Origin of the sequence: Dactylosporangium sp. NPDC051541, assembly GCF_044454505.1 — a bacterium.
Taxonomy (GTDB): domain Bacteria; phylum Actinomycetota; class Actinomycetes; order Mycobacteriales; family Micromonosporaceae; genus Dactylosporangium.
In genome coordinates this window covers 12,090-28,549 of record NZ_JBITDU010000004.1, presented here as the reverse complement: position 1 = coordinate 28,549, position 16,460 = coordinate 12,090, and the positions used below count along the sequence as shown (strand labels likewise).

Below are 16,460 nucleotides of genomic sequence, written 5' to 3'. Positions count from 1 at the left end.
GTCGATCGTCGTGGCTGGACCGATCTCCGGCAGCGCGTCAAACTGAGTACTCGAGCTTGACGCACGCCGCGCGGAGAGGACCGTGGTGCACCGGATCGAAGCATCGCTGAGCGCCGTCGACTGGAGCACTGTGGAGGGTGGCCGGCCCGGGAACCACACCGGGCCGATGGGCGAGGTGCCGCAGATGGTGGCGGGCCTGTGGCACAGCGATCCCGGCCGACGCTGGGACGCCGTCGACTTCATCGAGACGGCGGGCTTCGAACACGGTCTGAACCGCCCCGCCACTGTGTCGCTGGCGCCCATCGTCGCGGCTGCGGTCAACGATCAGCGCTCCGCCGATGCTTGGGTCTTCACCACATCCGACCCGCGCATGCCGCTGAGGGCCCGGTTGCTGGCGATGCTCGGGCAGGCCGCGACGGGAGCAGCATGGGGCGGAACCGACGCACAACTGCGTGCGAAGGCAGAAGCCGTTGCGGCTGGTGGCGAGAAGCTCAGCGTCGCCGACTACGTCGCTGGGGAAGAGGCGCCACAGCGACTCGGCGTCCGCGCGATGGCCGGCGGCTTACTGCTCGATGTGCTGCCGTGGCTGCCGGACTCCGATGCCCGTGTCGCGCACGCCGCGGTGTTCGCCACGACGCGAATCGCGCAACTGCTACCACCACAGCAGCGTCGCGGCGCCGATGAGCAGCTGCTCGCGGTCGCCGAACAGCGTGACAGCCCAGGAAGCGTCGCGGGCGCGGCCGCCTACGCGCTCGCGGAACTCGGCGCGGACACCACCACGTTGTTGCAAGACCGACCTCTGGTGGTGCGGGCCTGCGCAGCGCTATCGCCGTCGACGGACGGTGACCCCCATGCGGTACGCGCGCTCGAGGAGGCAATGCGGTACACGCCAGCCAACGACAGCTGGTTGCGGCCCGGCTCAGCCCTGGAGCGAGTACGCCTGCACATGCGATTCGCCGCCACGGCCGCGGCCCGGGCCAGCAGTTTCGATCAACTGGTGCCCGGCGCCCTGGCCGTTGCCGCACCCGAAGGCGGCTCCACGGAGGCTGGTTGGGGCCCGTTGCTACGCCTGGCCTTCCCGCCGGGTTGGCCTGACCGGCCGCTCGCCAACAGCCAGCGGACATTTCTGCAGGTGCTGGTTGGCAACGACAGCGTCTGGGGTGATCGAGCCGACCGTGCCATGCCATTGTTGGCCGAGGTCGGGCTGCCTCAAGACCGTGAAGCGTGTCGCACCGTCACCCGCTGACACAATCCCGCTCGGGTCGCGACCGAGCCCGCCGTCTCACCGCCGGCGCCCGCAATGTCGTGGTGGCCGCGACTGCGATCCGCGGCCCGGTCGCTTGCATCGCGGCGGCGCTGGTCTCGTCCTGTGGTCATGACTCAGGGGCGCGGTACAGCTGGACCTGGCGCTCGACCTCCGCGAAGCCGAGCGTCCGGTACAGCTGGATGGCGTGGTCGTCGGGGTCGGCGACGATGACGAGTGTGTTCGCGTCGGGTTCCCGCCGGGCGGCGTGGCGGATGACGGCCGCGGCCAGGCCCCGGCGGCGGAAGTCGGGGTGGGTTTCCACGCTTTGGAAGCGGGCGAGCCGGCCGTCACTGAACAGCCCTGCGCCGGAGCACATCCGGCCCTGGACGAACGCCCCGAACCAGGTGCCGTGGCCGGCCTCGCAGAGCCGGCGCTGCTCGAGCACCTGGAGCTCGGTGAACTGTCGCTCGTCGGGCGTCGGCGCCTCGTAGTAGCAGGCCAGGCGCAGAGAGGTGGCCTGCGTCCAGTCCTCGTCGCTGCTCAGCGCCCGTACGTCGGTGTCCGGCGACGGCGGCCGCAGGTGCTGTGCGGTGAGTACGGCGTTCACCTCCACGGTCAGGCCGAGGTCCGCGCCGCCGTCGCCGAGGGTGCCGTCGGTGCTGTCCACGCCGATGGCGACGTGGGTGGCGGCGGGAAACTCGCCGGCGAACACCGCCAGCGCGTCGGCCTGGGCCGGCGGTCCGGTGAGCAGGACGAAATTGCCCCACCAGAAGCCCGGATTGGCCGGCGTGCGGACCACGAGATGCCCGGCGTGCTCCACGATGCTCGAGCCGGCCATCCCGCGCAGCATCAGATCGGTGCGGAACCCGAGCGAGCGCACACGTCGGATCGGCATGTCAGACCGCCGGGAGATGACCGAGCGGGAAGCCCATCGCGACGGCGACCGTCAGGACACCGCCGATGCATCCGGTTCGCTTCATGAGGGAGCTCCGCATCGTGGGGGGTGAGATGTCCAGCGGGTACAGCGTTCCAACCCGTTCCACACTCGCCCGGTTGTATTTTCTGGGCTGCGCGGGGCTCTGTCAGGAAGGAACCGACCGGAGGAAGCGATCATGCAACCGTGGCAGCAGGCCCACCAGCAAGCCGCTCAGCGCGCCCACAACCAGGCCGCCCAGCACGCCCAGCAGGCCCATCAGCACGCGATGCGCCAGCACCAGGAGTCGTCGCGGCGCTTCCGCGAGCGTGGCCACGCGTACCCGGTGAACACCGGCTACCGGCCCCGCACTGCCGCCGGCCGCTTCGCCGCCGGCGTCTTCAGGGTCATCGGTGTGCTCTTCGCCCTCGCGGTGGTCGGTTTCATCGGCACCATCGCCTATCTGATCATCACCGGGCGTTGATCCGTCCGCGCGGTCAGCGGCTCATGACGTTGTCCGACCGTATGATCTCGGGATGCTGGGGGTTCATTTCGCCATCACGCCGGACCAGGAGCGCTCACTGCTCGCCGCCGACGACGAAGGCGACACCGATACGGTGGGCGAACTCCTGGAAGACATCGAGGAGTCCTGGCCGGGCGACGCGCTGAAGGTCGACACCGACAAGGCGTGGGACGCCATCCACCGTTGCCTGACCGACGGCACCCTCGACCCGGACGGCGGCGAATACCCGCTGTCCCTGGCCGTGCTCGGTGGACGGCATCTGCACGACGAGTACTACGTCGTCTACATCAGCGCGGCCGAGACCCGAGCTGTCGCCGCCGCGCTGCGCGGCGTGGTCCGGACCTGGCTGCGCCGCCGTTTCGATGCCATCGAGGACCCGGACTACCGGGGCGCCCGCGACGATGCCGACTTCGAGTACACCTGGGACGGCTTCGGCGACGTTCGAGCCTTCTACGAACGGGCGGCCGCCGCCGGACGCGCAGTCCTCTTCACCGCCACCTGAAGCATGATCGCCGGCCGGCATCCACCAAAGCAAGGTAGCCATCGATCATCGGCACGGCCAGGCGGCTGACTGGATCAGCCGCCCGGGTTGATCCGCTTCTCGAACCAGTGGTGCGCATACGGCTCGGCGTTGAAGGCGTCCACCTCCTCGTAGCCGGCGGTGCGGTACAACTGCAGCGCCTCTGACAGCGACCCGTTGGTCTCCAGGCGCAGCACCCGGGTGCCGGCGGCCGCGGCGGTCGTCTCCAGTTCGGCCAGCAGGCGCCGCCCCAGCCCGAGCCCGCGCACGGTGGGGGAGACCCACATCCGCTTCACCTCGGTCGGTGCGCCGGCGTGAAACTTGAGGGCGCCGCAGCCGACAGGGGCGCCGTGCAGGGTGGCCACGAGGAGCACACCGGCCGGCGCTGTCAGCTCGTCGTCGCCGGCGGAGATGCTCCGCACCGGGTCGAAGCCCCCGTCGAACCGCCCGGCCAGCTCCTCGTAGTAGGCCCGGATGCAGTGCCGGGCGTGCGGGTGCCGCGGGTCGGACGGCGCCACCGTGACCATCGACGCCGTCAACAGCCGCTCGACCTCGCCCATGGCCTCGACCAGGCGTTCCCGCTGCCGTTCGCTGAGCGGCCGGAGGATCGACACGGCCAGCTCGTCGGAGCGGCTTTCGAGCTCGAGCCGTTCCCGGCGCCCGTGTTCCGTCAGGTGTACCGTCCGCACCCGCCCATCCCCGGCGCTGGCTTCGACAACCACGAGGCCGTCGTGTTCCAGGGCCCGCAGCAGCCGGCTGAGGTACCCGGAGTCGAGCCCGAGCCGTCCCCGCAACGCCCGCACGTCAACACCACCCCCGTCGGCCCCCACCTCCCACAGCACCCGCGCCGCCCCGAGCGCCCGGTCCCGCGCCATGTACTCGTCCTCGAGCGCCCCGATCCGCTGCGTCACCGTCCGGTTGAACCGCCGCACCCGCCCGACCGCCGTGACATCCATTCCCTGACCATAGTCAGAGAAATACTGCCGCGAAAGGCCCGCACGAACGGCGCCCGGACGGCTGACCGACCCCGATCGACGGAACGACGTTTCGGGACCGGCGGGAAGGGGCATGCAGATCAATGTCGGCGCGACGAGGCGCCGCAAACCCCCGCATTCGTACTGCCCTATCGACTGCGAACCGCGGGTGTGCACACGCACACGGGTGCGGCGGATCCGCTCGATCCGCCGCACCCGAGCGTTTTCCGGCCCGGGCCCGCGGGGTACCAGGGCGGGCATGAAGGCATTGACCGTCGTTGCGTTGCAGTCCGGATCGGCCGAAGTTCGTGACGTGCCCGACCCGGCGCCCGGTGATGGGCGGCTGCTGGTCGAGGCGGTGGCGCTCGGCGTGTGCGGCACTGATCGGGAGATCGCGGCCGGTGAGTACGGGTGGGCCCCGCCCGGCGCGGATCGCCTGGTGCTGGGCCACGAGTCGCTCGGGCGGGTCCGGTCGGCGCCGGCCGGGAGCGGGTTCGGCGCGGGCGACCTCGTCGTCGGGGTGGTGCGCCGGCCCGACCCGAAGCCGTGCCCGGCCTGCGCGCACGGCGAGTTCGACATGTGCCGCAACGGGGAGTACACCGAGCGCGGGATCAAGCAGCTCGACGGGTACGGCAGTGCACTGTGGACGGTCGAGCCCGACTACGCGATCAAGCTCGACCCGGGGCTGGCCGAGACCGGGGTGCTGCTCGAGCCCACGTCGGTCGTGGCGAAGGCCTGGGACCAGGTTGAGCGGGTCGGGGCTCGTGGCTACTTCGCGCCGCAGCGGGTGCTGGTCACCGGGGCCGGGCCGATCGGTCTGCTCGCGGCGCTGCTCGGCGCACAGCGCGGGCTCGATGTCCACGTGCTCGACCGGGCCACGGGCGGGCCGAAGGCGCAAGCGGTGAAGGCCCTCGGCGCGACGTACCACAGCACGCCGGTCGCGGAGACGGCCGAGCGGCTGCGACCCGACGTGATCATCGAGGCGACCGGGGCGGCGTCGGTCGTGTTCGACGCCATCGGCGGCACCGCCGCCTACGGGATCGTCTGCCTGACCGGCGTCTCCACCGGCGGCCGCACGATCTCCGTCGACCTCGGCGCGGCGAACCGGTCCATGGTCCTGGAGAACGACGTGGTCATCGGCTCGGTCAACGCCAACCCGCGCCACTACACGGCGGCCGCGGAGGCCCTGAAGACGGCCGACCCGGCCTGGCTGAACAGCCTCATCACCCGCCGGGTGCCCCTGGATCGCTTCGCCGAAGCCCTGGAGGCCAAGCCCGACGACATCAAAGTGGTGCTCACGTTCGGCTCATAAAGGCTTCACGGCCGCAGTTGTACTGCCAGAGCCGCGGCAAAGCACCCGAAGGCCACGATCGCCGCCGTCGAACGCAGCACGTCGATGCGCTCCCAGCGGGTGACGGTGGCCCGCCAGTCCGCGGGCGGGGCTTCGGGCCGCCAGTCGACGACCTTCATGTTGATCGGGACCGTGCCCAGGAACGAGCAGAGCAGGAACGCGGTCAGGGCCGCGGCTCCCGCCCAGCGCCAGCCGGAGCCGGGGCCGTCGGCCAGCACGAGCACGGCCACGGCGGCGGCGACGGTCGGCAGCATCAGGGCCGGGACCACGATCCGCAGGCGGCGGACGAGTGCCACCCGGGCCTGGATGTGGGCGTGGTCGTCGAGGAGGCGCAGGGCGGGTTGCACGCCATACCGGACGATGAGCTCCTCGCCGGCGAGGAGCCCGGCCAGGAAGAGGGCGATGGCTTGCACGACCGGACTCATGCCGAGCTCCTTCTTTCAGTGGCTGCAAGTTTACGGTAGCAGTATTTGTGCAGTCGCTGAAGTACATTGGGGTGATGAGCGACACGGGCGTGTCCTGGATTCCGGAGGGTGCCGCCGGTGCGAGCCTCGGCGGGCTGCGCGAGCGCAAGAAGCGGGAGCTGCGGGCCAAGCTGTCGGCCGTCGCGACCCGGATGTTCCTCGAGCGCGGCTTCGCCGAGGTGCGCGTCACCGAGATCGCCGAGGTCTGCGGAGTGTCGGAGCGGACCGTCTTCAACTACTTCCCGACGAAGGAGTCGCTGCTGCTGGACCGCTTCGACGACACGCTGACCGCCATGCGCGCGGCCCTGGCCAACCCGGCCGGGGTGCCGCTGCCGTCGACGCTCGGCGTGCTCGAGGCCGAGCTGTCCGGCCTCACCACCTGGCTCGCGGCGCAGCCCGACCCGGCCGAGGCGACCGCGACCATCCGCCGCTTCCGGGCCCTCACCACCAGCACGCCGGAGCTGCGGGCCCACCAGCACGAGATGGTCGAGCTGCTGACCGGGACGGTCGCGGGCCTGCTGGCCGGGCGGGCGCACCTGCCGGACAACGCCCCCGAGGCGCACATCGCGGCCGTCACCCTGCTCGGCCTCTGGCGGGTCCAGGGGGCCAGCCTCCAGCGCAATCTCCGGCCCGAGCTGGCTCCGGCCATGACGCGGGAGCTCGTCACCGCGGACGTGCGGGCCGCGGCCGACACGATCGCGCCCGTGTTCGAGCGGTTCGGGTCCGCGCCCGCTTCGGGGTAGAACTGGAGCCATGAAGACTGCCGCCGCCATGCGTGACGAGGCCGGCCGCCTGCTGCGGGCCGCGCCCCCGCAGGCCCGGGTGCCGTTCGACGACGACCGCAAGCGGCGGTGGATCGAATACCGCCCGGAGCCGCGCCCCGGCGTCGCGCTCGACGAGCTGGGCGCCGACGGCCGCAAGGCCGCCCACCGGCTCCTGGCCACCGCGCTGCGCCCGCACGCGTTCGCGCAGGCGATGGGCATCGTGGCCCTGGAGGAGGTGCTCGACCGCAAGGAGGGCTACGGCCGGCACCGGCACAGCAACGACTACCGCGTCCTGGTCTTCGGCGACCCCGACCCGGCCGGCCGCTGGGGCTGGCGGTTCGAGGGCCACCACATCTCCGTCACCATGACCCTCGACGGCGACACGGTCGCGCCGACCCCGGTGTTCCTGGGCGCCAACCCCCTGGCCACCTACTACCGCGGCCACCCCGTGCTGCGCCCCCTCGGCCCCGAGCACGACCTCGGCTTCGCCGTGCTCGACGCCCTCCCGCCCGGCCTGCGCCCGCACGTGGTGGGCCGGCCCACGGCCCCGGCCGACATCTACAGCGGTCCACACGCCGACGTGGTACCACCCCCACCCGGAGTGCCGGCCGCCGAGCTCCCCGGCCCGGCCCGGGAGCGGCTCCTCGAACTCGTCGACCTCTATCTGGAGCGGCTCCCGGCGGACATCGCCTTCCCCGTCGACCGCGACGCGCTCACGTTCACCTGGGAGGGCCCGACCGTCCCCGGCACCCGCCACTACTACCGGGTGCAGGGCCAGGACCTGCTCATCGAATACGACAACACCACCGCCGACGGCAACCACGCCCACACGGTCCTGCGCCGCCCCGCATCCGACTTCGGCGATGACGTCCTCCGCGCTCACCGCTCCGCCCACCCGCACTGAACCGGCTTGCTCAGGAAGGGTCACCGCCGCGCTGAGGCCGCGCCGCCCCGCATCCGACCTGGGCGGCGACGTCCTCCGCGCTCACCGCTCCGCCCACCCACACTGATCTGGGCTCCTAGGGCAGGGTCACGGCCGCGCTGAGGTCGTCGTGGGGCAGGTCGCCGTCGACGATCGCGCGGACCTCCATTGTGGACAGCTCGGCGATGCCGGCCTGGACCGTGGCGAACGCTGTGGTGGCCGCGTCCGGGCCGGTCGCGATGCGCAGCAGGCTCGGGCGCGGGGCCAGGCCGGTGGCGTCGACGACCCGCCACACGCCGTCGACGGCGACCTCGGCGACGGCGTGGAAGTCCATGGGGGACAGGCCGGGCGCGTAGACGGCGGCCGTGCGGGCCGGGACGTCCAGGGCCCGCAGCAGCGCGACGACCAGGTGGGCGAAGTCGCGGCAGACGCCGTTGCCGGACAGCAGCGTGTCGGCGGCGTCGGTGGTGGCGGTGCTGGACCCGGCCGTGTACTGCGTGCGCTCCTGCACGAACGCCCGCACGTCCGCGGCCAGCGTCGGTGACCGCGGGTCGAACTGGGCGACCGCGAAGCCGTGCAGCCGGTCGTTGGGGCAGTATCGGCTCGGCCGCAGGTAGACGATCCGCTCCAGCGGCGTCACCGGGGCCGGCTCGGGGTCGAGCCGGGCGTGCACCTCATAGCCGACGTCCAGTCGCCCCGGGCCGGGCCGGACCACGTGCAGCCGCCCGCCGTCACCGGTCTCGATGGTCTCGACCGGGACCGGCGCACCGTCGAGGCGCACGTCGAGCTCGTCGCGCACCGTCACGCCCGGCCGGCGCGCGGCCGCGATCTGCAGCACGATCTCGGCGGGGCCGTCCGGCCCCACATCGAAGGCCAGCGAGCAGCCGGCGGTCACCTCGGTCACGCGCGCAAGATACCCGGATTTTGTTGCAACGGTGTCAAGGCGGGTAACGGCCCGGAATGGATGAGGTCGAGAAGCTGCTCGACGCGGTGTACACCGGTCGCGAGCGGCTCACCCGTGAAGAGATACATCGCCATGCCGTCGCGGTCGACGCGCCGGTCGAGGTCCTCGACGCCGTCGAGGCGCTCCCCGAGGGCGAGTACGCCTACGACGAGGCGAGCGAGGCCCTGGCCCAGCTCGGCGGCCGCGAGTCCGGCTCCACCTCCCCGACCGGCGGCGTGCCGGCGCGGGAGCTCGACGACGCGGACCTGTCCCGCGAGCTGCGCCACCTGCACGAGACCCGCGACGACACGTTCCGGCACGGCTCATCGCAGGCCCTGCTCAACCACGACAGCCGCACGGAGGAGCTCGAGGCCGAGTACCTCCGCCGCTTCCCCGACCGCGCCGTCGACCCCGCCCGCGTCCGCCCCGACTGACCGCCGTCGCACGCCCTGCCGGCTCCGGTGCATCGCGCGCGGGTGCTGCGGATGCGGCAAGTGGTGCGAATACCCTGTCGGGCGAAAAATCCGATATGTCGAGCGGAGCGAGGCGCGAAGCGCCCGACATATCGGTATATCGCTCTGCATCGGGTTCGGCTCACCGCCTGCGTCGGGTCCGGTTCAGCGTCCTGCGTCGGGTCCGGTTCAGCGTCCTGCGTCGGGTCCGGTTCAGCGTCCTGCGTCGGGTTCGGTTCACCGCTCTGCGTGGACGGGGTTGAGCGCGGCGTGGCGGGGAGGGTCCGACATGTCGGTGCGGGGTTGCGTTCGGCTCGGCTTGGGCGGGGTGGGGTGGGGTATCGGCGGATTACGGCAGTCCGGGTGGGGTATCGGGTGATCGACCGGCCGGACTGGCCGGGACTCCGGCGATATTCAAGGAGCATGTCATGGCGCTCAACGACTACGACATCACCACCACGTCCGCCGGTCAGGGGCTCGAAGGGCCGGCCGACGGCGGTGCGGTGCCGGCCGCGCACGACGGGGGCGCTGACGGCGGCGCGACGCTCGACGAAGGTACCGCGGACGGCGGCGCGAACATCGACGGCGAGGACGGCGGGGCTGACGGCGGGGCGGACGAGGAAGGGCCGGCCGACGGCGGTGCCGGAGCCGACCCGGCCGTCCACGACGGTGGCGCTGACGGCGGGGCCGGCGGCGGCGCTCGGCACTAGTCCATGCCGGCGCGGCCTCGAGGGCTCTCCGGCTCCGGTGAGCCCTCCGGGCCGCCCTCGACCTCGTCGGCGAGCGTGCTGTCCTCGTGCTCGGACGCGAAGTCCGCGGAGTCGGCGTCGTCGTCGGAGAAGGCTTCCAGGTGTTCGTCCGGCTGGTTGGTTGTCATGGGCGGACGCGTACCCGTAACGGAGAGGGAGACACATGCACGTCGTCGTGGTCGGTGCGTCCGGCAATGTGGGTACCGCGCTGCTGCGGCGGCTGCGGGCCGACGGGAACCATCGGATCGTGGGCGTCGCGCGGCGGTTGCCGAGCGGTGCGGAGTACACCGGGATGGGCTGGCGCTCTTGTGACATCGGCGCTCCGGACGCGGTGAGCGCGTTGACCGGCATCTTCGCCGGGGCCGACGCCGTCGTGCATCTGGGGTGGCAGATCCAGCCGAGTCATGACCGGGGGCAGCTGCGCCGGACGAACGTCGACGGCAGCCGGGCCGTGATCGACGCGGCCGTGCAGGCGGGGGTCGGTGCGCTGGTCGTGGCCTCGTCGGTGGGGGTGTACGCCCCGGGGCCGAAGGATCGGCGGGTCGACGAGGCGTGGCCGGCCACGGGCGTGGCGGCCTCGTCGTACAGCCGGGACAAGGTCACGCTGGAGGGCATGCTGGACGCGGTCGACTCGCGGCTGCGGGTGGTGCGGCTGCGGCCCGGACTGATCTTTCAGCGGGATGCGGGGACCGAGATCGCACGGTACTTCCTGGGGCCCCTCGCGCCCGTGCGGCTGCTGCGGTTCGGGCGGGTGCCGGTGATCCCCGACAATCCGCGGCTGCGCCTGCAGGCCGTGCACGCCGACGACGTCGCCGACGCCTACGTGCGGGCCCTGACCAGCGACGTGACCGGCGCGTTCAACATCGCGGCCGACCCGGTGCTCACGCCGGCGGTGGCGGCGTCGCTGTTCCACGGGCGCACGGTGCCGGTGCCGGCGTCGCTGCTGCGCGGCGGTGCGGCCGCGAGCTGGTGGCTGCGGCTCCAGCCGGTCGACGCCGGGTGGGTGCAGCTGGCGCTGTCGGCGCCGCTGCTCGACACCACCCGGGCCGCGACCGAGCTCGGCTGGCGGCCCACGGTCGACGCCGCCGACGCGCTGCGGGAGCTGGCGATGGGCATGGCGCACCACGCGCACGCGGGGAGCCCGCCGCTGTCGGCGAACCCGATGAGCCCCGGACGGCTGCCCGGGCTGCTCCGCGGTCGCCTTCCCGGCACCGGGAACCCCTACTGACGGGTGACCCGCCCCTGGTTAAGCCATTCGGGGGCCGGGCCCGTCAACAGTCTGACGATTCGGACCTCGCAGCCGTACTGGTCGCGAGGTCCCGCGGCATACCGTGGCCATCGGTGATGCTGCGATGAACTGTCAAACCATGGAAGTCACGACCGTCGTCCGGCGCGAGTCGCCGCGCATTGTGCGGATGTCCGTGCGGGGGGACCTCGACGCCGCCAACGCCGACCTGTTGCGCGGTGCGTTCGAGGCCGCGATCGCCGACGGGCACGCGCGGCTGGAGGCCGACCTGGCCGAGGTCACGTTCTGCTCGCTGGCCGGGCTGACCGTGCTGCTCGGGGCCCGGCAGCGGCTCGGCGACCGGCTCGTCGTGCTGTCCGCCCCGCCCGGGGTCCGGCGGCTGCTCTCGGTGCTGCACATGCCGGGCGCCCTCGGCTGAGCCGCCAGAGGTTTCGGCGCGGTCGCATCGGGGAACGCCACCTGCGGCGAACCGAAGGAGTGAGCGTCGTGACGGCTGACGGACGGGTGAACGACCCCGATGCGCTGCGGGCCGAGATCGTGCGGACCCGGGCCGAGCTCGGCGCCACCGTCGAAGCCCTGGCGGCCAAGGCGGACGTCACAGGGCGGGCCAAGGCCGCGGTTTCGGCGCGGCGGTCCCAGCTCGCGGTGCTCGCCGGGGCCACCATGGTCGTTGGCGTCGTCATCGCCCTGGTCGTGCGGGCCCGCCGCCGCTAGACATCCAGACTGAGGAGATCTCTGATGAAGTTGCTGCCCATCGCCGCCGGACTGGCCGTCGGCTACGTGCTCGGCACGCGGGCCGGCCGGGCGAAGTACGAGCAGATCGTCGACAACGCCCGGCGGGTCCGCGAGAACCCGACGTTCAGCCAGGTCAGCGAGGCCGCGCGCAACCTCGCCAACCCGCCTTCGACCGTCTGAGCTACACCGGCTGGTCGGCCGGGGTGAACGCGGCCGCGTAGTCGCGGGCGAAGACCCCGACGCCGCGGGCCGGGTGGCCGGTGATCGCCTCGACGTGGCCGTTCGCCCGCTCGAAGCCGCCCGCCCGGATCACGCCGAAGACGCCCACCAGGTGCTCCTCGAGCCACGATGGAAGGCCCGCGCCCGCGAACCGGGGGCGGGCCTCCTCCTCGGTGAGGTCGAGGGCCTGGACCGGGCGCCCGGTGGCCTCGGTGAGCGCGGCCGCGACGTCGGCGAACGTGACCGCGGCCGGGCCGGTGAGCTCGTACGTCCCGGCCGGCGACCCCGTCTCGGGCTCCGACCCCGTTGCGGGCTCCGGCTCCATCAGCTTGACGGCGGCCACCGCGGCCACGTCCCGGATGTCGATCATCGCGATCCGGCGGCCGGCGGTGGGGCCGCCCAGCCGGCCGGTGTGTGCCACGCCCCCGGCCACCATGAGCAGGTTGGTCATGAAGAACGCCGGGCGCAGGATCACCGCCGGCACGCCGGAGCGCCGCAGGTGCGCCTCGGCCTCGCCGTGCCAGCGGAACACCGGCAGCGGCGACGCGGTGTCGGCGTGCATGGCCGAGAGCTGCACGATCCGCTTGACGCCGGCCGCGGCCGCGGCGTCGATGGCCGCGGTCTCGTGTGCGACCTTGCGGTGGCCGTCGGCGGCGCTGAGGTACAGGTGGTCGACGCCGTCCAGAGCCCGGCGCAGCGACGCCGGGTCGTCGAAGTCGCCCGGCGCGAGCTCGACGTCGCCGAGCGTGGCGGCGGCGGCCGCGGGGTCGCGGACGAAGGCGCGGACGTGGGCGCCGCGGGATCGCAGCTCGCGCACGACGTGCGGGCCGACGGTGCCGGTGGCGGCGGTGACCAGGATGCGGGTCATGACGTTGCCTTTCGGATCGGAGCCGGTGGGATGTTGTGGCCGCGGTGGAAGACGTTGCCCGGGTCCCACGCGCGTTTGAGCTCGGCCAGGCGGGCGTGGTTCGCGGGCGTGAACGCGGTGCTGGTCCGGGCCGGGTCGGTGAGCAGGGTGAGGAACGAGCCGCCGGTCGCGTGCGGGCGGACCCGGCCGGTCAGGCGGTCGAGGGCCGCGTCGGTGGCCGTGCGGTCCGGGGTCAGGTACGGGGCCACGGCGATCATGGAGAACGGCACGTCCCGGTGGCCGGCCGGGCCCGCGTCCGGGCCGGGGTCGGCCATCGCGCCGCCCCAGTGCCGGAGCTCGACGAAGGCCAGGGGTGAGTCGGGCGTGCCGGCCTCGACGATCGCGTCCAGCACCTCCTCGGGCAGGGCGGCGAACATCTCGATCTCCTGGCGGTTCGGCATCGGCGGGGCGTCCGGGCCGTTCGTGGCCGCGCTCGCGGCCGGGAAGTCCCGCACCGCGAACGCGTCGACGAGCGGCGGGCCGGCCGCGGCGAGCAGCGGTGCGAGGACGCGGTCGCCGTCGTCGCCGTGGTGGAACGCGCGGATGGCGAGCACCCGGCGGCCGCGCAGCGGCTCGGGGACCGGCGGCGCGGGTGGGAGGCGGATCAGCAGGACCGCGGTGTTCATGGCGGCCGGCTCGTCCACGGCCCAGTCGCGGTAGGCGGCGAATACGGCCGGGGCGCGCTCGGCGGGGTAGAGCGACATCCCGCAGTACACCCGCGGCACCTGAAAAAGCCGGAACTCGAGGGACGTGACGACGCCGAAGTTCCCGCCGCCGCCGCGCAGGGCCCAGAACAGGTCCGGGTGCTGGTGCGCGGTCGCCGTGAGCGCCACACCGTCGGCCGTGACGACGTCGGCGCTGACGACACTGTCGGCCGCGAACCCGAACGTCCGGGACAGCCAGGACTGGCCGCCGCCGAGGGTGTACCCGGTCACGCCGACCGTGCCGCACCGCCCCGCGAGCCCGGCCAGACCGTAGCGGGCGGCGGCCCGGTTCACGTCGGCCCAGACCGCGCCGGGACCGACCCGGGCCACCCGGCGGTGCGGGTCGATCTCGACACCCGTCATCGCGGTGGTCTTGAGCAGCAGCGCGCCGTCGGCCGGGACGAGGGCGCCGTGGCCGGTCGCCTGGACCGCGAGGGGCAGGTCGCGCTCCCGGGCGAGCCGGACGGCGGCGCGTACGTCACCGTCGTCGGCGGCCGCGACGATGAGGGCCGGCCGCGACTCGAAGGTCCGGTTCCAGCCGAGCCGGTGCTCGTCATATCCGGGCTCGCCGGGCCGGAGCACGGCCCCGGTGAACCGCCGCGCCTCGGCTTCGATGTTCGTCATGCGGCCGAAGCTAGGCGGCCGCCGGCTGGTAACGGCTGCGCTGTGGATGTGGTTTCGATGTGGTTCTACGCTGAGCCCGTGATCGTGCGGGTGCTCGGAACGGCCGGTGTGCACGGTGCCGGTGGTGCTGGGCCGCGGCTGGAGCGCAAGGCGCGGGAAGTCCTTGCCATTCTGACCGTGCGGGCGCCGGCGGCGGTGGCCCTGGACGAGCTGGGCCGGCTGCTGTGGGACGATCCGCCGCCGTCGGCCGTCAAGACGTTGCGGGCGCACCTGTCGCGGATCCGGGCCGCGCTGCAGGCGGTCGCGCCGGCCGCGGACGTCGAGCGGGTCGGGCGGGACGGCTACCGCCTCGCCATCGGCCCGGACCAGACCGACGTCGGGCTCGTCGCCGCGGCTCGAGGGCGGGCCCGGCGGCTGCTGGCCGACAGGCGACCCGACGACGCCGGTGCGGTGCTCGCCGAGGCGCGGGCGCTGTGGCGGGGGGAGCCGGAGCTGCCGGACACCGTCGCGGCGGCGGCGCTGCGGCAGGGGTGGTGGCAGGAGCGGCGGCTCCTCGTGCTGGAGCATCTCGGGTGCCTCGCCGACGGGAGCGATCCCGGGTCGGCCCTCGGGGAGCTGGAGCAGCTGACCGCGGCCGACCCGCTCGACGAACCGGTGTGGGTGCTGTACGTGCGGGCGCTGCACCGGTCCGGGCGGCCGGTGGAGGCGCTGCGGGCCGTGGCCACCGCCCGGGCCGCGCTGCTCGAGGTCGGGCTCGACCCGTCGGCGGCGCTCGGCGACAGCCAGGCCGAGGTGCTGCGGGCGGCGCCGCCGGCGGTGACCGTGCGCTACGCGACAAGCGACGACGGGGCGACCGCCTACGCCCGGATCTCGCGCCGCGGCCGCGACCTGGTCGTGCTCAACCCGGCGATGCTCACCATCGACGGGCTGCTCGACGGTGCGCACGCGCGGCGGGCGCTGGGGCTCCTGGCCGAGCAGGCGGCCGTCGTCTGCCTCGACCGGCGCGGGATCGGGCTGTCCGACCCGCTCGACCCGGGGCGGGCACCGCTGGAGCAGTGGGTCGACGACGTGCGGCGGGTCCTTGACGACCTCGGCGTCGAGCGGGCCGACCTGCTCGCCAACTTCGACACCGGGCTCATCGCGCTCGAGTTCGCGGCCCGCCACCCCGGACGCGTGCGCTCGATGGTGCTGGCGCAGTGCTTCCCGCGGTACACCCGCAGCCCTGACTATCCCTTCGGTTTTGACCCGGGAACCACCGAGACGCTGATCCGCGAGACCGTCGACCCGGCCCAGGGCCTCGACTCCGTCGCGCAGGCCGCGCCCAGTGTCGCCGGTGACGAGGAGTTCCGGCGCTGGTGGAACCGGATCGGCCGGCGGGCGGCCGGGCCTGCCGTCGCGACCGCCGTGCGGACCGTGGCGACCGGGACCGACCTGCGCCACCGGCTGGCCGCCGTGAGCGCACCGGCCCTGGTCCTGCACCGGCGCAACTGCCTCAACGTCGACGTGGGGCACGCCTCCTACCTGGCCCACCACCTGCCGGCCGGGCAGCTGAAGACCATCGCCGGGACGGACGCGCTGTGGTTCACCGACTCGCCGGAGCTGATCCGGTGCGCGCTCGCCTTCCTCGCTACGACCGGTGGCTGAGCAGCCGCTCGGCCTCGTCGAAGGCGGCGTCGCCGGCCGTGGTGTGCGCGGTGAGGAAGGCGTCGACGTCGTCGTGCGGGGGCTGGGGGACCGGGCCGCAGGCGGAGATGCCGCGCAGGCGGCTGAAGACGCACAGGATGCGCGGGCCGGGCGCCGTGGCACCCTGCGCGCGCAGGGCCTCGCAGCGCTGCCAGTATTCGCCCAGGCGCTGGGCCGCGGCGTGGTTGTCGGTGTAGATGCCGCCCCAGCCGACCTGCATGAACACCGCGAGCGGGCCGCAGACCAGGTGGTAGTTGACGGCGTAGGAGTTGACGCCGTGGCCGGCGTGGCTGACGGCCACATAGTCGGGGGTGTCGCCGGTGAGCACGGCGCTGAGGAAGTCGCGCTCGAACATGTACATCGCGAAGGCGTCGATGTCCCGGGTGCTCCAGCACCAGTCCCGCACCGTGCGCAGCCGCGGCCGTAACGGCTCCGGGATCGGCGGCACCGGCAGCCGGCTCGACGTGAACGCGGCCGTCATCTCCGCGTAGGGCGAGCCGTGATCCTTCACGCCAAGATTG

General features: G+C 73.3%; 21 protein-coding genes. 13 read left to right on the top strand and 8 right to left on the bottom strand.

From position 1 onward, the window contains the following. Nucleotides 1–82: 82 nt before the first annotated feature. Nucleotides 83–1,246 carry a hypothetical protein gene (locus ACIA8L_RS19755; protein ID WP_395906423.1) on the top strand — a complete coding sequence of 388 codons (1,164 nt, stop codon included), beginning with the start codon at nucleotides 83–85 and terminating at the stop codon, nucleotides 1,244–1,246. Between the two features lie 127 nt (nucleotides 1,247–1,373). Here ACIA8L_RS19755 and ACIA8L_RS19750 read toward each other — a convergent pair whose 3' ends face one another. Further along, nucleotides 1,374–2,141: a GNAT family N-acetyltransferase gene (locus tag ACIA8L_RS19750; protein WP_395906421.1), complete on the bottom strand. Its 768-nt coding sequence runs from the start codon at nucleotides 2,139–2,141 to the stop codon at nucleotides 1,374–1,376. 217 nt (nucleotides 2,142–2,358) lie between these two features. On the opposite strand from ACIA8L_RS19750, the gene ACIA8L_RS19745 reads away from it, so the two are divergent. Further along, entirely contained in the window at nucleotides 2,359–2,643 is a 285-nt protein-coding gene (locus tag ACIA8L_RS19745) for a hypothetical protein (protein WP_395906419.1), read from the top strand. A gap of 52 nt (nucleotides 2,644–2,695) precedes the next feature. Beyond that, nucleotides 2,696–3,184 (top strand): DUF1877 family protein, encoded by a 489-nt coding sequence (locus ACIA8L_RS19740; RefSeq protein ID WP_395906417.1) that lies wholly within the window; start codon nucleotides 2,696–2,698, stop codon nucleotides 3,182–3,184. A 74-nt stretch (nucleotides 3,185–3,258) separates the two neighbouring features. On the opposite strand, the gene ACIA8L_RS19735 is transcribed toward ACIA8L_RS19740, so the two are convergent. Next, nucleotides 3,259–4,158 (bottom strand): MarR family winged helix-turn-helix transcriptional regulator, encoded by a 900-nt coding sequence (locus ACIA8L_RS19735; protein ID WP_395906415.1) that lies wholly within the window; start codon nucleotides 4,156–4,158, stop codon nucleotides 3,259–3,261. Between the two features lie 277 nt (nucleotides 4,159–4,435). Here ACIA8L_RS19735 and ACIA8L_RS19730 point away from each other — a divergent pair, with 277 nt between their 5' ends. Continuing rightward, complete coding sequence (locus tag ACIA8L_RS19730; protein WP_395906413.1) at nucleotides 4,436–5,488, top strand: glucose 1-dehydrogenase; 1,053 nt, start codon at nucleotides 4,436–4,438, stop codon at nucleotides 5,486–5,488. 5 nt (nucleotides 5,489–5,493) lie between these two features. Here ACIA8L_RS19730 and ACIA8L_RS19725 read toward each other — a convergent pair whose 3' ends face one another. After that, complete coding sequence (locus tag ACIA8L_RS19725) at nucleotides 5,494–5,952, bottom strand: anthrone oxygenase family protein (protein ID WP_395906411.1); 459 nt, start codon at nucleotides 5,950–5,952, stop codon at nucleotides 5,494–5,496. 74 nt (nucleotides 5,953–6,026) lie between these two features. Here ACIA8L_RS19725 and ACIA8L_RS19720 point away from each other — a divergent pair, with 74 nt between their 5' ends. Together ACIA8L_RS19720 and ACIA8L_RS19715 are read left to right on the top strand one after the other, a co-directional pair. Next, on the top strand, nucleotides 6,027–6,734 hold the full coding sequence (locus ACIA8L_RS19720) for a TetR family transcriptional regulator (RefSeq protein WP_395906409.1): 708 nt from the start codon (nucleotides 6,027–6,029) through the stop codon (nucleotides 6,732–6,734). A 28-nt stretch (nucleotides 6,735–6,762) separates the two neighbouring features. After that, a complete protein-coding gene (locus ACIA8L_RS19715) occupies nucleotides 6,763–7,659 on the top strand; it encodes a DUF3500 domain-containing protein (RefSeq protein ID WP_395908029.1) in 897 nt (298 codons plus the stop codon). Nucleotides 7,660–7,774: 115 nt separating this feature from the next. Here ACIA8L_RS19715 and ACIA8L_RS19710 read toward each other — a convergent pair whose 3' ends face one another. Continuing rightward, nucleotides 7,775–8,581: a transglutaminase family protein gene (locus tag ACIA8L_RS19710; protein WP_395906407.1), complete on the bottom strand. Its 807-nt coding sequence runs from the start codon at nucleotides 8,579–8,581 to the stop codon at nucleotides 7,775–7,777. Nucleotides 8,582–8,637: 56 nt separating this feature from the next. Between ACIA8L_RS19710 and ACIA8L_RS19705 the strand changes: the two genes are divergently transcribed. Next, entirely contained in the window at nucleotides 8,638–9,054 is a 417-nt protein-coding gene (locus ACIA8L_RS19705) for a DUF6158 family protein (protein ID WP_395906405.1), read from the top strand. A gap of 446 nt (nucleotides 9,055–9,500) precedes the next feature. Beyond that, nucleotides 9,501–9,782, top strand: coding sequence for a BatC protein (locus tag ACIA8L_RS19700; RefSeq protein ID WP_395906403.1), 282 nt, complete (start codon nucleotides 9,501–9,503; stop codon nucleotides 9,780–9,782). Here the strand turns inward: ACIA8L_RS19700 and ACIA8L_RS19695 are convergent. After that, a complete protein-coding gene (locus ACIA8L_RS19695) occupies nucleotides 9,779–9,949 on the bottom strand; it encodes a hypothetical protein (protein ID WP_395906401.1) in 171 nt (56 codons plus the stop codon). The two genes, ACIA8L_RS19700 and ACIA8L_RS19695, sit on opposite strands and share 4 nt — an antisense overlap. A gap of 35 nt (nucleotides 9,950–9,984) precedes the next feature. Here ACIA8L_RS19695 and ACIA8L_RS19690 point away from each other — a divergent pair, with 35 nt between their 5' ends. The 4 genes from ACIA8L_RS19690 (at nucleotide 9,985) to ACIA8L_RS19675 (ending at nucleotide 11,982) form a co-directional block, all read left to right on the top strand. Continuing rightward, complete coding sequence (locus tag ACIA8L_RS19690; protein WP_395906399.1) at nucleotides 9,985–11,049, top strand: NAD-dependent epimerase/dehydratase family protein; 1,065 nt, start codon at nucleotides 9,985–9,987, stop codon at nucleotides 11,047–11,049. A 139-nt stretch (nucleotides 11,050–11,188) separates the two neighbouring features. Then, nucleotides 11,189–11,485 (top strand): STAS domain-containing protein, encoded by a 297-nt coding sequence (locus tag ACIA8L_RS19685; RefSeq protein ID WP_395906397.1) that lies wholly within the window; start codon nucleotides 11,189–11,191, stop codon nucleotides 11,483–11,485. 68 nt (nucleotides 11,486–11,553) lie between these two features. Beyond that, nucleotides 11,554–11,781, top strand: coding sequence for a DUF3618 domain-containing protein (locus ACIA8L_RS19680; protein ID WP_395906395.1), 228 nt, complete (start codon nucleotides 11,554–11,556; stop codon nucleotides 11,779–11,781). Between the two features lie 24 nt (nucleotides 11,782–11,805). Further along, nucleotides 11,806–11,982, top strand: coding sequence for a hypothetical protein (locus tag ACIA8L_RS19675; RefSeq protein WP_395906393.1), 177 nt, complete (start codon nucleotides 11,806–11,808; stop codon nucleotides 11,980–11,982). 1 nt (nucleotide 11,983) lies between these two features. On the opposite strand, the gene ACIA8L_RS19670 is transcribed toward ACIA8L_RS19675, so the two are convergent. After that, nucleotides 11,984–12,889, bottom strand: a complete 906-nt coding sequence (locus ACIA8L_RS19670) for an NAD(P)H-binding protein (protein WP_395906391.1) — start codon at nucleotides 12,887–12,889, stop codon at nucleotides 11,984–11,986. Continuing rightward, nucleotides 12,886–14,256, bottom strand: coding sequence for an FAD-binding oxidoreductase (locus tag ACIA8L_RS19665; protein WP_395906389.1), 1,371 nt, complete (start codon nucleotides 14,254–14,256; stop codon nucleotides 12,886–12,888). Before ACIA8L_RS19665 ends, ACIA8L_RS19670 begins: the two co-directional genes overlap by 4 nt. Nucleotides 14,257–14,334: 78 nt before the next feature. Between ACIA8L_RS19665 and ACIA8L_RS19660 the strand changes: the two genes are divergently transcribed. Continuing rightward, complete coding sequence (locus ACIA8L_RS19660) at nucleotides 14,335–15,900, top strand: alpha/beta fold hydrolase (protein ID WP_395906387.1); 1,566 nt, start codon at nucleotides 14,335–14,337, stop codon at nucleotides 15,898–15,900. Here ACIA8L_RS19660 and ACIA8L_RS19655 read toward each other — a convergent pair. Then, nucleotides 15,884–16,450, bottom strand: coding sequence for a hypothetical protein (locus tag ACIA8L_RS19655; protein ID WP_395906385.1), 567 nt, complete (start codon nucleotides 16,448–16,450; stop codon nucleotides 15,884–15,886). The two genes, ACIA8L_RS19660 and ACIA8L_RS19655, sit on opposite strands and share 17 nt — an antisense overlap. Nucleotides 16,451–16,460 lie beyond the last annotated feature (10 nt).